General features: G+C 65.7%; 12 protein-coding genes. 6 read left to right on the top strand and 6 right to left on the bottom strand.

Translation table 11 applies throughout. From position 1 onward, the window contains the following. Window positions 1-603: 603 nt before the first annotated feature. Window positions 604-1,278, bottom strand: coding sequence for a hemerythrin domain-containing protein (locus ACQP1T_RS22310; RefSeq protein WP_433754976.1), 675 nt, complete (start codon window positions 1,276-1,278; stop codon window positions 604-606). 56 nt (window positions 1,279-1,334) lie between these two features. On the opposite strand from ACQP1T_RS22310, the gene ACQP1T_RS22315 reads away from it, so the two are divergent. From ACQP1T_RS22315 to ACQP1T_RS22330, 4 genes are all read left to right on the top strand, one after another. Continuing rightward, the gene (locus ACQP1T_RS22315) at window positions 1,335-4,619 is read left to right on the top strand and encodes a BTAD domain-containing putative transcriptional regulator (RefSeq protein WP_433754977.1); all 3,285 of its coding nucleotides are present in this window, start codon (window positions 1,335-1,337) and stop codon (window positions 4,617-4,619) included. Window positions 4,620-4,675: 56 nt separating this feature from the next. Continuing rightward, window positions 4,676-5,131 (top strand): nitroreductase/quinone reductase family protein, encoded by a 456-nt coding sequence (locus tag ACQP1T_RS22320; RefSeq protein ID WP_433754979.1) that lies wholly within the window; start codon window positions 4,676-4,678, stop codon window positions 5,129-5,131. 154 nt (window positions 5,132-5,285) lie between these two features. Next, window positions 5,286-5,909 carry a hypothetical protein gene (locus ACQP1T_RS22325; protein ID WP_433754980.1) on the top strand — a complete coding sequence of 208 codons (624 nt, stop codon included), beginning with the start codon at window positions 5,286-5,288 and terminating at the stop codon, window positions 5,907-5,909. 158 nt (window positions 5,910-6,067) lie between these two features. After that, complete coding sequence (locus ACQP1T_RS22330; RefSeq protein ID WP_433754981.1) at window positions 6,068-8,296, top strand: serine/threonine-protein kinase; 2,229 nt, start codon at window positions 6,068-6,070, stop codon at window positions 8,294-8,296. A 100-nt stretch (window positions 8,297-8,396) separates the two neighbouring features. On the opposite strand, the gene ACQP1T_RS22335 is transcribed toward ACQP1T_RS22330, so the two are convergent. Further along, window positions 8,397-8,795 (bottom strand): hypothetical protein, encoded by a 399-nt coding sequence (locus ACQP1T_RS22335; protein WP_433754982.1) that lies wholly within the window; start codon window positions 8,793-8,795, stop codon window positions 8,397-8,399. Window positions 8,796-9,245: 450 nt separating this feature from the next. Between ACQP1T_RS22335 and ACQP1T_RS22340 the strand changes: the two genes are divergently transcribed. After that, window positions 9,246-9,854, top strand: a complete 609-nt coding sequence (locus ACQP1T_RS22340; protein WP_433754983.1) for a hypothetical protein — start codon at window positions 9,246-9,248, stop codon at window positions 9,852-9,854. An 86-nt stretch (window positions 9,855-9,940) separates the two neighbouring features. On the opposite strand, the gene ACQP1T_RS22345 is transcribed toward ACQP1T_RS22340, so the two are convergent. Beyond that, complete coding sequence (locus ACQP1T_RS22345) at window positions 9,941-10,285, bottom strand: hypothetical protein (protein ID WP_433754984.1); 345 nt, start codon at window positions 10,283-10,285, stop codon at window positions 9,941-9,943. Between the two features lie 117 nt (window positions 10,286-10,402). Continuing rightward, entirely contained in the window at window positions 10,403-10,780 is a 378-nt protein-coding gene (locus ACQP1T_RS22350) for a nitroreductase family deazaflavin-dependent oxidoreductase (protein ID WP_433754985.1), read from the bottom strand. Between the two features lie 77 nt (window positions 10,781-10,857). Here ACQP1T_RS22350 and ACQP1T_RS22355 point away from each other — a divergent pair, with 77 nt between their 5' ends. Continuing rightward, the gene (locus ACQP1T_RS22355; protein WP_433762311.1) at window positions 10,858-11,367 is read left to right on the top strand and encodes an NUDIX hydrolase; all 510 of its coding nucleotides are present in this window, start codon (window positions 10,858-10,860) and stop codon (window positions 11,365-11,367) included. Between the two features lie 214 nt (window positions 11,368-11,581). Here the strand turns inward: ACQP1T_RS22355 and ACQP1T_RS22360 are convergent, their stop codons facing one another. Together ACQP1T_RS22360 and ACQP1T_RS22365 are read right to left on the bottom strand one after the other, a co-directional pair. Next, window positions 11,582-12,262 carry a TIGR00266 family protein gene (locus tag ACQP1T_RS22360; RefSeq protein ID WP_433754986.1) on the bottom strand — a complete coding sequence of 227 codons (681 nt, stop codon included), beginning with the start codon at window positions 12,260-12,262 and terminating at the stop codon, window positions 11,582-11,584. 27 nt (window positions 12,263-12,289) lie between these two features. Then, window positions 12,290-12,664: an arsenate reductase family protein gene (locus ACQP1T_RS22365; RefSeq protein WP_433754987.1), complete on the bottom strand. Its 375-nt coding sequence runs from the start codon at window positions 12,662-12,664 to the stop codon at window positions 12,290-12,292. Between the last annotated feature and the right edge of the window lie 46 nt (window positions 12,665-12,710).

Consider the following 12,710-nt stretch of genomic DNA (forward strand, 5'->3'; position numbering starts at 1 on the left):
TGCCGAACAACTCTGCAACAAACTCGTTGTGACGGCGGCACGACAATGTGCCGCCGCACACGAGTTACAGACCGGAAACCCCAGCTCGCACGGGGTCGCTGCGGACCCGCCCGACCTGTCGAACTATGTAAGTCATGTCCGGATTCAAATGTGATTCGCGTTGTCGAAATGGTCGATCTCCGCGCTCCACCTCAGTTCGGGATGCCATCCCGAGGTCGGCCCGGTCGACCGCGGCTTCGAACATTGTTCTGCCCCTTCGTTCGATCGAAAAGACAACATGCTCACAAAATACCCGCGCCGCGTAGGAACTATCGCGGCATAGCTACTATCGCGGCCGCGGCATTTGGATACCCCGCTGCACTGTATCCAGTTGATGCTACTGAACCCCGGCTTTGATGTCTCGCACTCGACGCGAATCGATGAGTTCGACGAGTGCCCGCCCGGACGGCGCGCTGTGAACGCGCGACAGGCACACCGGCGCGACCGCTGCCCGAAGCCGGAGAAATCGCGAGGATGTAATTCGTTCGAGGCAATTCGACTACGGATAGATCATGGCGAGAATTTTTGATCTGGACCCCGCAGAATCCCAGTCTGCGCGAAAATCTATTCGGGCTCTGTCCCGTAGATCGAGCGGTACTCCTTGGCGAAGGCGCGGCGGCCGAGCAAGCGCCAGGCGAGCCTGGCGGCGAACGGCATGTCGGCGAGGAACTTTCGGCGTTCGGCGTGCGGTACACCTTGCAGGATGAAGCCGAGGAAGACCAACTGCCGGTCCTTGGGCACGGCGGCGCGCCCCCGTTCGCCGAGCGCCGCCCATTCGCTGGCGGTCATGACGCGTCCGACGAGCGGCAGGATGATTGCCTCCTCCTCAGCCATATGCTCGTCGAGAGCGGCGGCCAGCGACGTCAGCGTGGCCACGAGATGCCCGCGCGCCTCGGGATCCGCGGATGCAGTGAATTTCTCGGCCTGCCGGTCCGCGCGGGCGATCAGTTCGGCGATCCGCTCATGCTGTTCCTCCATCCGCAGAATCAGTGCGCCATCGGTCTTCGCCCGCTCGAGCAGCAGTGGCCACATCAGCTCGTCCTCGGCGGAGTGGTGGTGATGCAGGCCGGTATCGAGTTCGGTGAGGAACTCGACGATGCGGCGCGCGCGGGCGGTGTCACCATCGGCGACACCGCCGACGAGGCTGGGCAGCGCGTCGAAATGGCGGCGGAAGGCGCGGTGGACGAGCACCATGTCAGTGGTATCGGGGCATTCGGTGGTCCGGGTGGCGGTGTTCATGGTTCGTACTGTGTGTCGATCCTCTTGTAGCGCACTTGCAATAGACTTGGCCGGTCATGGTGCGTATTCAGGTGCTCGGCTCGCTGGCCGCGCGGACCGAGCGCGGCAGCGTCGATCTCGGCGGTCCACGCCAGCGCGGCGTGCTCGCCCTTCTGGTGGTGGCCCGCGGCGCGGTCGTGCCGATCGACCGCCTGATCGACGATCTCTGGCGCGGGGAGCCACCGCCGCGCGCACTCGGCGCGTTGCAGGCCTACATTTCGCACTTGCGCAAGCTCCTCGAGCCGGATCGGCTGCCCCGCTCGCCGGCCACCGTGCTGGTGAGCCAGGCGCCGGGATACGCGTTGCGGCTTTCCCCGGAGGCGGTGGACGCCTGGCAGTTCGAGGCCGAACTACGCAGCGCGCCAACGGATCCCGCAGGACGACGACGCAGTCTCGAACAGGCGCTCAGCCGATGGCACGGCCCGGCATTCGCCGAGTTCAGCGACGAATCGTGGGCACAGCCCGAAGCGAACCGACTCGAGGAACTACGCCTGGCCGCGCGCGAGCGACTGGCCGCGACACTGGTCGAATTGGGTGACCCGACCGCCGCCGCCGCGGAAGCGGATGCGTTGACGAGTACGCATCCGCTGCGCGAGGAGGCGTGGCGTATTTCGGCGCTGGCGCGTTTCCATGCGGGGCGACAAGCGGACGCGCTCGCCGCGCTGCGCGCCGCCCGCGACGTACTCGCGGACCAACTCGGCATCGACCCAGGCCCTGCCCTGGTCCGACTCGAAGCCGATTTGCTGGCGCAACGCATCCCCGTCGCCCTACCCGCACCGGTTACGTTTCCGTCGCCCACCGCCGAGCTCGCTGCGGTGCGGTGCGAATTCGTCGGCCGGACAAGGGAACTCGATGAGCTGCGCCGGGCGGCACGGGCGGACGGCACACCACGTGTCGCGGCCGTGATCGGGGAGGCCGGCAGTGGCAAATCGCTCTTGCTGCAACGGTTTCGGGCCGAGCTGGCGGCCGACGGCTGGCGCGTGGTCACGGGCCGCTGTCCCGAGGAGGACGGCGCACCACCGGCGTGGGCCTGGGTGGAAGCCCTGCGCGAGCTCGCGAGCACGGCCGATCCCGGCCGATACGCCGAACCGCTGGAGCCATTGCTCGCCGACCGGCACCGCGAGTTCGGCACCGATGCCTCGGTCGGGCGATTCCTGCTGCATCGCGCGGTCGGTGCGTACCTGGACGAGTCGGCACGGCAGCAACCGCTCGCGGTATTTCTCGACGACCTGCACCGCGGCGACTCCGAGACGCTTACCCTGCTCGGCAGCGTGGCGAAATCGGCCTCGATCCTGATCGTGATCACCTACCGTCCCGACGAGATCGGGATGCCTCTCGAAGACGCGCTCGCCTCGCTCGCCACCGCGACCGCAGCGCGGATACGCCTGCGCGGCCTGGGTTTCGACGATGCGGCGGTTCTCATCCGGTCGGTGTCGGGACAGGATCCCGATCGGGCGACGATCGAGGCACTGACCGAACGCACCGACGGAAATCCCTTCTACCTCACCGAAAGTGCTCGTCTCCTCGCCAGTGAGGGCGCGCTCGTGGCGACTTCGGAGGTACCGGAAGGCGTCCGCGACGTACTGCGCCGGCGCTTCGCACGGCTACCCGAGGTCAGCGTGTCGGTGCTGCGCCTCGCCGCGGTGATCGGGCGTGCATTCGACATCGAGGTACTGATCGGCGCGGCTGAAATCGACGAGGACGAGGTCCTCGACGCCCTGGAGGCGGGCGTGCTCGCCGGGCTGCTCGAGGAACCAGGTCCCGACCACGCTCGCTTCACGCACGCGCTCGTCCGCGACACCTTGCTCGGCGACCTGTCCCGCATACGGCGACGCCGCTGGCATCTGCGCATCGCCGAATCGATCGAGCGGGCCCGCCCGGGCGACCTGTCGGCGCTCGCGCACCATTTCGGGGAAGCGCTCACCGCGGCGACGGCACGCCGGGCCGCCGACTACGCTCGCGCGGCGGGTGAACAGGCCGAACGCCGATTCGCCCACGATGTCGCGGCCGAAAGCTACGGTCGCGCCGTCATCGCGCTGGAACGGATCACCGGCGCGGACACGACGGCCGAGCTGGTCACCGCGCTCTCGCGGATGAGCAGAAGTCACCTCGCCGCCGGGGCCGGACTGCCGGCTCGCGATGCACGCGACCGCGCGGTGTCGGTGGCCGACACGCCTGAATTGCTGATCGAGGCGCTCACCGCGTGGGACACGCCGACGCCCTGGCTGAACCGCGCATACGGGTCCGTCGACCAGCGGGCGGTTGCCGCCATCGACGAGGCCCTGCGGACACCCGGGCTGACGCCGCAGGCACGCTGTCGGCTGCTCGTCGCGCTCGTCCGCGAGATCGGCGGCGAGCTGCACGAACGAGCACGCGAAGCGGCCGAGGAAGCCGAAGCGCTGGCACGTGGACTGAGCGATCCTGGACTGCTCGGGTTGGCATTGCAGGCGCGGACCTCTGTTTACGACACATCGATTCCGCTCGCCGATCGTGAACGGCTCGCCACCGAGTTGATCCGTCTCGGTGAGGACAACGATCTTCCCGCCTTCGCGCTGATCGGACGTAATGCCGCATTCCAAGTTGCCGCGGCCCGCGGCGACGTAGACCGCGCGAATGCGGAACTCGCGGCCGCGACGCTGCTGGCCGACCGCTATCAGTGGCGTCAGGCCCAAGCCGCGAACACCATGGGCCGCGCGATGATGGCCCATCTGACGGGGAATCTCGAAGCGGCGGAACAGCATTATCAGCAGGCACACGAATTCTTCACGCGCCACAAAGTATTCGATTCGGACGGCAACCTGCTGATCGCCCTCTTCGCCCTCCGTCTCACGCAAGGCCAGATCGGCGAATTCGCACCGCTGTTGACCGAAATGTTCGACCAACTCGGAACTTCGGACAACGACCTCGTCGTCGACCCGCTTGCGTTGGCACTGCTGGCAACCGGTGACCGGCGCGGCGCGCGAGCGGCAACGCAGGCTCGCCGCCCGCTGCGCAACGACTTCTTTCGCTCGCTGTTCCTCACCGTGCGCGGCATGGCCGTCGCGGCTCTCGAACAACGCGCCGAAGCAGCGCAGGTGTACCAGCAACTGCGCACCTATACCGGTCAGATCGCCGGCGCGGACACCGGCGCACACACCGTGGGACCGGTGGACACCGTGCTCGGGGACCTCGCGGCGCTGCTCGGCAAACCCGACCGGGCGGCCGAGCACTACGCCGCAGCGGCACGCCTCGCCCGCCGCTGCGGATGCCGAGAGTGGATCACCACCGTGCACAACCGCATCGGTTTACAAGTCGACTACTAGTCGGGCCAGGAAGCTGGGTAGCAGATCACGCATCAGCCAGCAGAAGGAGCGCCACCATGCCGACCGACCGACAGCTCAAGACCCTGAACACCATCCACCGCACGGTAATAACGCTCAGCGGCGGCATCCTCGGCACAACCTTCAAAGGCATGCCGACGCTGATACTGACCACCATCGGCCGCAAATCCGGCCGACCCCACACCGTCGTCCTCACCGCACCGATCATCGACGGCGACACGATCATCATCGTCGCGTCCCGCGGCGGTGATCCCACCAACCCGGCATGGCTGCACAACCTGCGCGCGAACCCCGAAGTCCGGGTTTCACTCGAGCATGGCCCGAATCGGCCGATGACGGCTCGCATCCTGTCACCGGCCGAGCGGGACAAACTCTGGCCCGACGTCATCGCAGCCCACCCCGGCTACGCCGACTATCAAGAAATGACGACCCGAACGATTCCTTTGGTCGCCCTGGCACCGCTCGCCGATGAGATCGAGGCTCGACCGATCTGATAGCCGTCGCCTACCCGCCGGCACGCACAAGCTGCGACATGATGAATCATCAAGGGCCCGTGTGTCTTCCGATTGGGTCGAATCGACCCGAACGGAGTGCCGGAATCGACAAGCGAGCAGCAGCCTGTTCGCGGCCACCCTACACTCGACGCACATGGATGCTCTCGACGGAGGTGATCGGCGGTTGAACCCCAGGGATCCGCGCGACCAGCACACTGCGCGTTACGAAGCCGGTTATCAGCCGGGGAACTACCGTGACCCCGCTTATAGCCAGGATCACGGGTACAGCGAAGACCACGGATACAGCACATATCAGCAGTCCGATTATCCGGACCGGCAGTCTCGACCACCGCAGGGGCCGGACGTCAACATCGGCATGTTCGTCGGTGGTGTGTTCGCGGCGGCGGTGGTGACCGCGCTCGCGGCCTGGCTGTGCGCCTGGATTATCGAGATCATCGCCACCCGGGTGACCGAGAGCGGCAATTTCGGGGTGTGGAACCCGATGGCCCAGGACGCGTACTGGTTCGCGGCCGTGGCCTTCATCTGCACGCTGCTGGCCGGGGTGCTCTGGTATTTGCTGCGCCTTGGCACTCCGTCACCGGAATTGTTCTTCAACTGGATCGTCGGAATCCTCACCGCCGCGGCGGTGATCATTCCCCTGGCACTGTCGAGCCACCTCTGGGTCGGTATCTCCACCGCGATCGAACATTTGGTGATCGGGCTCCCGATCCTCAGCATGGTGCGCATGGTGGGCGCCAAGAGCGTCGTGAACCAGTAAGGAACGGCCGACCCCCGAACGGGGTCGGCCCCTGGTCGCGACATGAATTCCCAGACCCGCCGCCTGCTATGTCCCGGCGGGAAATCCCTGTTCGCGGCCCTGCCGCCATGACAGACTGCACCTTGTTGGGATGCCTTCTGGGAAGGACCGGAGCGGACTTGGAACCGACGACGGATGAGTCGGATGCTGTCCACCGAACTCGCACCGTGCTGGCATCGGCGGTCAGGCGGTTCGCCGACACCTGGGATCAGACCGGTGCGCCGCCAGACCTCGCGGAGTATCTGCCGGATGCGCCGGGATTGCGGCGGATGTGCCTGATCGAGCTGATCAAGGTCGATCTGGAGTACCGGTGGCTGCGCTACGACCATCCGAAGCGGCTCGCCGAGTACTGCGCCGAATACGCCGAACTGCGCACCGGGCCGCCACCCGATCTGGCCTACGAGGAATTCCATGTGCGGCGCCGGTCCGGCCGCGACCAGGATCCCGGCACCCAGCCGACCGAAGTGCCTACCACTGCGCCGACCGGGTCCGAGATCAACTACCGCAGCACGCTGATCGCCCCGCCGCGCTCTCTGGAATCGCTCAACGGCATCAGCGCCGGTGCGAGTGTGGACGATTTCGACCTGCTCGTCGCATTGGGCAGCGGCGCCTTCGCGCGGGTATTCCTGGCGCGGCAACGGTCGATGCAACGGCTGGTCGCGGTGAAGATCTCGTACAACCGCGGCACCGAGCCGGAGACGCTGGCTCAGCTGGATCACGAGTACATCGTGCGGGTCTTCGATCATCGGCTGATCGAGAACGGCGAGCTCAAATTGATGTACATGCAGTACCTTCCGGGCGGCACGCTGCTCGGGGTGCTGAAGCTGGTGCGCGCCCGAACACCGGATCAGCGTAGCGGTGCCCTGCTGCTCGACGCCGTCGATCGCGCCATTCAGGATCGGGGCGGCATCGTCCCGACTGAGACCGGTATCCGCGGCGTTATCACCGGATATTCCTGGCCGGAAACGGTGGCTTGGCTCGGCAGCCGGCTCGCCGAAGCGCTCGACTACGCCTCGCGCCGCGGGGTGTTGCATCGCGATATCAAGCCCGCCAATGTGCTGCTGACCGCGGAAGGCGTTCCGAAGCTCGCCGATTTCAATGTCAGCTTCAGCAACCACGTGGCCGGGACCAATCCGATGGCGTATTTCGGTGGGTCGCTGGCCTACATGTCCCCCGAACAACTCGCCGCCTGCCATCCGGAGTTGCCGACCACCGCCGAAGATCTCGACCTACGCAGCGATATCTATGCGCTCGGCGTCATGCTGTGGGAACTGCTGACCGGGCGCAGGCCCTTCGACGACGAACCACTGGCAGGTGAATCCGAAACCTCGCTGGCACGCATGCTGGAGCTGCGGCAGCAAGACATCGAACAACGGTATCTGTCCGAGCTGCCGCCGGACTGCCCGCCGACCCTGCGCCGAGTGTTGTTGAAATGCCTTGCGCCACAACGGGACAACCGTTGGTCCAACGGCGCCGAGCTGGCACAGCAGTTCGAGCTGTGCCTGGACCGTCGCGCCCGCGATCTGGTAGACCCGCAAGGAAGCAGTCTGCGTTCGAAGGTCGGTCCCTGGTCGCTGGCGGCGATCGTCACCCTGGCCAGCACGACCGGAGGCTTCCTCGGCGTGCTGTATGGCAACGTGCACAACAGACCGTTGATCGAGGCGTGGATTCCGGACGACCGGCGACAGTCCTTGCGGGCCATCAACCCGGTACTCGAGCTGATCGTCCCCCTGTTGGTCCTCATCGTGACGAACTATCTGTGCCGCAGGGTTTTCCTGGTGGTGTGGCGCGGACTGAGAAAGGGCAGGACGTTCACCCCTGAGATGCTGGCGCTGGCGCGAAGGGATACGTTGTCGGTCGGTGACCGAGTCGCCTGGGTCGCATTCGCCGGATGGAGCGTCAGCGCGATCGTGACCACATTGGCACTGCACAACGACACCGACCTGTCCCTCGGCCAGGTGGTGCACTTGTCCGCCTCACTGCTCGTCTGCGGCGCCGTCGCTGTCGCCTACCCGTTCTTTCTCGTCACCCTGTTCGTCGTCCGCACCATCTACCCCCGTCTTCTCCTACACGGCGCCACACCCGAGGACCACGACAACCTGCGCGCACTCAGCCGCCGCAGCACCCGCTATCTCGCGGTCGCCGCATCGATTCCATTGATCGGCGTCGTCCACGGTCTGATGTTCCTGGAGCCGGAAGAGGTCGCCCTGGTCACCGATTCGATCCGCTGGCTCGCCATCGCGGGCGTGTTCGGCTTCGTCGGCAACTATTGGCTACATCGAAAACTCGAGGATGACCTGCGCGCATTCCAGCGCACCCTCTCGGGCAACCTCGAGCACAAGCGCTGACCACTGTGCCGACACACCGACGACGTCCGAGCCTGCCGGGCTTATCAGCGATATCCGCTGGCGGCATCACCGACACGACTGCGCCCCTATTGCGCGGACCTCAATCAGAGCTCTGCACTTGGACGTCCAGCACGGTCGCGGGGACACCGTAGGGCAGGAACCGTACGCGACGGCGGGTGTCGGTATTGTCGCGATGCGCACGTAAGGCCTCGAGCTCGCTCGGAAAAACCTGCTCGACCCTGGCCTCGCCGACGTCATCGATGCTGTAGACGACCCACACACCACTGCCGGTCTCGCCGGTGGTCTCGCCCTCCGATTTCGGTGGTCGCGTGCGCTCCGGCTGAACGAACTGACCCAGCATCGACGCCAACGTGTTCACGCTTGTGCGATCAATGTACGCGCTGGCCTTTCCGAGCAGATCACGGAATTCGATCCCTGCCTCTCGCAACGCACGTTCGAATTCTTCCGGATCGAACCCGAAAGGCCTGTCGGGTGCCATCACATTGCTCCTGGAGTCGGATTCGGCGTTACGCCTTCAGTGTCCTCGCGCAATCCCGACTTCGCCACGTCCGGCAATGGTCACGGCCCGACGCGGCGAACACCGACTGGGGTGTTGTCGACGCTCTTCGAGCCAAGGACTTCGGCCGTGACTGATATCGCGGGCTCGCTCGGCTGATCGCCGGCGGTGGTGGCCTTTGCATCGCAATCTACGTGTTCGGGCGCGGATGACGGTTGTCGGACGAATATGACTGGGTGATGGCTACCGAGCGCCGCGCGGTCGTTCTCGTCGTCCCGGATCGTATCTTCGGCAACGGATGAGGCGCAGATGTTTTCGTGCCGCATGCCAGCGGTATGCCTGCTGTGTCGCACAATTGGACACGGATGAAGGTTCGGGCAGAGGTAAGTCATGAATATTCGCAAAACGCTGCTGGTTTCGATACTGGCACCGTTGTCGTTCGCCGGCTGCGCCCATGAGGGCTCGAAAAGCATTGCGCAGGCGGTGATTCAATCCCCTGCCGCGAGACAGACCTTGCATGTGCCGGTCGGTCCCGGCCCCTCCGGCACGTACACGGTACAGGCGCAACCGGGTCCGGGCAGCTGCCACTATCGCAACTCGGGCGACGGCCAGCCCCTGCCCGATCCCGCGTGCACCCCGGGAGCGGTCAATCCGAAGGTGGCCGCGGACAACCTCGGCGACACCATCTGCAAGCGCGGATATACCTCCTCGATCCGCCCGCCGGCCAATATCACCAACCGGGAAAAGGACGCCGCCGCGAAGTCCTACGACTACACCGGCCCATTGCGTGACGCCGAGTACGACCACCTGGTGTCGCTGGAGCTCGGCGGCGACCCGAACGATCCGCGCAACCTGTGGGTGGAGCCACCTTCGCCCGATCACAAGCCGGGCGCGGGGCCGAACAATCCGAAGGACGCCGTCGAGAACACGTTGCATGCGCTGATATGTTCCGGCAAGGTCGCCTTGACCGACGCCCAGAACGCCATAGCCGCCGACTGGACCACGGCCCTGGTCGACGTCGGCCACCCCGATGGCAAGTAGGATCGACCCGCGGTTTCCCCAATCCCGTTGGCATAGACGGCATCTCGACCGAGATGCCGTCATCCTGGGCCGCGTGATGTTCGCCGTTATGCGGGCAAGTGGCCGTAGCCGAAAATGTTGATGAAGTAGTTGCCCGGGACCAGTTGGTTCATCGCGTGCCACTGCCCCGCTGGATCGCGCTGGTAGTAACTCACCGGCGACAAACCGTCGTCATAGCAGACGATGTCGGCGGTGCCGAACGGGCTCCAATAGGTGCTCGCACCCGGGCGGCCGGGCGCGAGCGGGGGCGTGAACAGGTGACTGCACGGGGTGATGCTCGGTTCGTAGATCGAGGGCGCGGCCGCGGCGGTCGGCGCGAGACCGGCCACACCGATACCGCCCAATCCCACACACACCGCGGCAGTCAACGAACGAGGGACAACTCGTCCCATATCGGTTCTCCTCAACTATTCCGATCGGTAACAGTGAGCACACGATACGCGAACGCGCATGAGCCGAACCCCTTTGTCCACGCGGACAAGGGGTTTCAGCATTGAAAATGCGGACTGCTAGGCCGCACGCGCCTGCAGGTAATCCGTCGCCGACATCACCTTCAGCGCCTGCCGGACACCGACCGGCGCCCATGCCGCCGAGGCATCGTGCACCACCACCGGATCGACCAGCAGCACCACGGTGCCCTTGGTCTCGAGCTCGAAACCGCCTGCGGCAGTTATGTTCTTGACCCAGTCCACATCACGACCGTACGTGAGCGCGATCCGGTACACACCTTCGGATTCGAATGCCCACACCGGAGTTCTGTAGGGCCGCCCGGATTTTCGTCCTTTATGGACGACCATGCTCATCGGGGGCACTTTCCCGGCCAACCGGCCGAGGATCGGATTCGTCACGTGCCGGTTCAATTTCGCCAGTGTGCGCGGAAGCACCATCTGGGGCGGTCCTCTCTCAGGGTGGCGTGCGGAGAACAGGTTACCCTCGACCGGTGTCCGTGCACCCTCAGTCGGAGATGATCGCGGTCTATGACGCCGCGGGCCGCGAAATCGGTGCGGCCGACCGCGCCACCGTCTATCGCGACGGCATCTGGCATGCCAGTGCGGGCGTACTCGTCCGCTCCGGCGACGGTGAGCGCGTCTATGTGCACCGCCGCACCGATACCAAGATGGTCTTCGCCGGTATGCACGACTGCCTGGCCGGTGGTGTCGTCGATCCCGGCGAGACCCCGGCGCAGACCGCGGTCCGGGAACTCGCCGAGGAACTCGGCATCGTCCTGCCCGCCGATGCGGCACCGCTGCCCCTGCGGGCCAGCGCGTCATGGGACGGCAGCTGGCAGGGCGCACCGATGCGCTGTCATATTTTCGCCTACGAGCTGCGCTACGACGGGCCCATCCGCCATCAGCCGGAGGAAATCGTGGACGGCTGGTGGTGGACCGATGCCGAACTGCGCGCACATCTGGCCGACCCGACCTGGCCGTTCGTCCCGGACACCCGCATCCTCACCGACCAGCTGCTGGTCTGAAACGCCATCGGCCCACCAGGTCGAGGACCTGATGGGCCGATCAGCCTGCGATCTGTCAGGCGGCGCTACCGCTCATAGCACCCATGACCTGGGTGAAGAGGTTCGCGACGACTTCGAGGAGCTCCATGTACATTCCCTTGCTGGACCCGATATGAAATTTGCATTCTGCACGGGTTAGGTGTCCAGCAGGTAAGAGGGTCGTGAAAACGGGTGACTAGCCCGAGGACGCGGCCGAGCCCGCCCAGGCCGCGAAGGCGCCCGGGTTGCGGGTCTGTAGCAGCACCCGGCCGGGTCCGGTGAAGTCGAAGACGAAGCCCTCGCCCGACTTCAGCGATTGGATGGACCGCCCGGATACCGCGCGCCGGATGGTGAAGTTCATGGCCAGGTCATAGGCCACCACATGGCCGGTATCGATGGTGATCGGCTCACCCGGCTGCAGATCGATCACATCGATCGCGCCGAATACACCGACGACCACCTCCCCCTCGCCGTGTGCGCGCAACCCGAAGCCGCCCTCGCCGCCGAACAGATTCGCGAAACCGCCCCACTTGCCCTCCACCTGCACGCCGTGCGAGTTCGCGATCCACCCGCCGCGGCTGATGAAGAACGGCCGATCGGGGGTGATCTGCAGGTTCAGCATGTCGCCGGGCAGTGCCGGCGCAACGTCCACCCAGCCGCCCTGCGGTGGTGCGGTGAAGGTCGAGACGAAGAATGATTCGCCCGCCAGCACCGAACGCTTCAGCCCGGCGAGAATGCCGCCTTCGGCCTTGGCCTGCAACGAAACTCCCGCCGAATGCGCGACCATGGCACCGCTCTCGACCCGCATCGGCTCGCCCCCGGCCAGCAAGCACCGCGCGACCGCGGAGGCCGGACTATGACGCAGTTGTACCTTCATAAATGCCGACCCTACCGGCTATTTCGGCTACGAAGGGTCCAGCGATTCCAGGGTCTTCGCATCGCGCGCGACAACCGCACCGCCGTCGGGAGTGAGCACGATCGGCCGCTGAATCAGTTTCGGATTCGCCGCCAAAGCCTCGATCCAGCGCTCCCGGTCGGCCGCGGTGCGTCCCCAGCTGGATATGCCCAGGTCCTTGGCGATCTGTTCACCGGTGCGGGTGATATCCCACGGCTCGGCGCCCAGCCGCTCCAGCACCGTTCGCAATTCCGCCGCGGTCGGCGGATCGTCGAGGTAGCGCCGGATCTTGTACTCGACGCCCGCCTCGTCCAGGTGCGTGGTGGCAGTGCGGCTCTTGCTGCACTGCGGGTTGTGCCAGATCTCGGTCTGCCCAGATGTCATGGTCGCAGCGTACCTACAGGTGCATCCAGGCCGGCCACACCTGGGA

Origin of the sequence: Nocardia sp. CA-135398, from assembly GCF_050955845.1 — a bacterium.
Lineage (GTDB): Bacteria > Actinomycetota > Actinomycetes > Mycobacteriales > Mycobacteriaceae > Nocardia.

What these genes read in the sequence shown, in the direction of transcription:
- ACQP1T_RS22310 (WP_433754976.1), bottom strand. Translation starts at nt 1,278, where the DNA reads ATGAACACCGCCACCCGGACCACCGAATGCCCCGATACCACTGACATG.
- ACQP1T_RS22315 (WP_433754977.1), top strand. Translation starts at nt 1,335, where the DNA reads ATGGTGCGTATTCAGGTGCTCGGCTCGCTGGCCGCGCGGACCGAGCGC.
- ACQP1T_RS22320 (WP_433754979.1), top strand. Translation starts at nt 4,676, where the DNA reads ATGCCGACCGACCGACAGCTCAAGACCCTGAACACCATCCACCGCACG.
- ACQP1T_RS22325 (WP_433754980.1), top strand. Translation starts at nt 5,286, where the DNA reads ATGGATGCTCTCGACGGAGGTGATCGGCGGTTGAACCCCAGGGATCCG.
- ACQP1T_RS22335 (WP_433754982.1), bottom strand. Translation starts at nt 8,795, where the DNA reads ATGGCACCCGACAGGCCTTTCGGGTTCGATCCGGAAGAATTCGAACGT.
- ACQP1T_RS22345 (WP_433754984.1), bottom strand. Translation starts at nt 10,285, where the DNA reads ATGGGACGAGTTGTCCCTCGTTCGTTGACTGCCGCGGTGTGTGTGGGA.
- ACQP1T_RS22350 (WP_433754985.1), bottom strand. Translation starts at nt 10,780, where the DNA reads ATGGTGCTTCCGCGCACACTGGCGAAATTGAACCGGCACGTGACGAAT.
- ACQP1T_RS22355 (WP_433762311.1), top strand. Translation starts at nt 10,858, where the DNA reads ATGATCGCGGTCTATGACGCCGCGGGCCGCGAAATCGGTGCGGCCGAC.
- ACQP1T_RS22360 (WP_433754986.1), bottom strand. Translation starts at nt 12,262, where the DNA reads ATGAAGGTACAACTGCGTCATAGTCCGGCCTCCGCGGTCGCGCGGTGC.
- ACQP1T_RS22365 (WP_433754987.1), bottom strand. Translation starts at nt 12,664, where the DNA reads ATGACATCTGGGCAGACCGAGATCTGGCACAACCCGCAGTGCAGCAAG.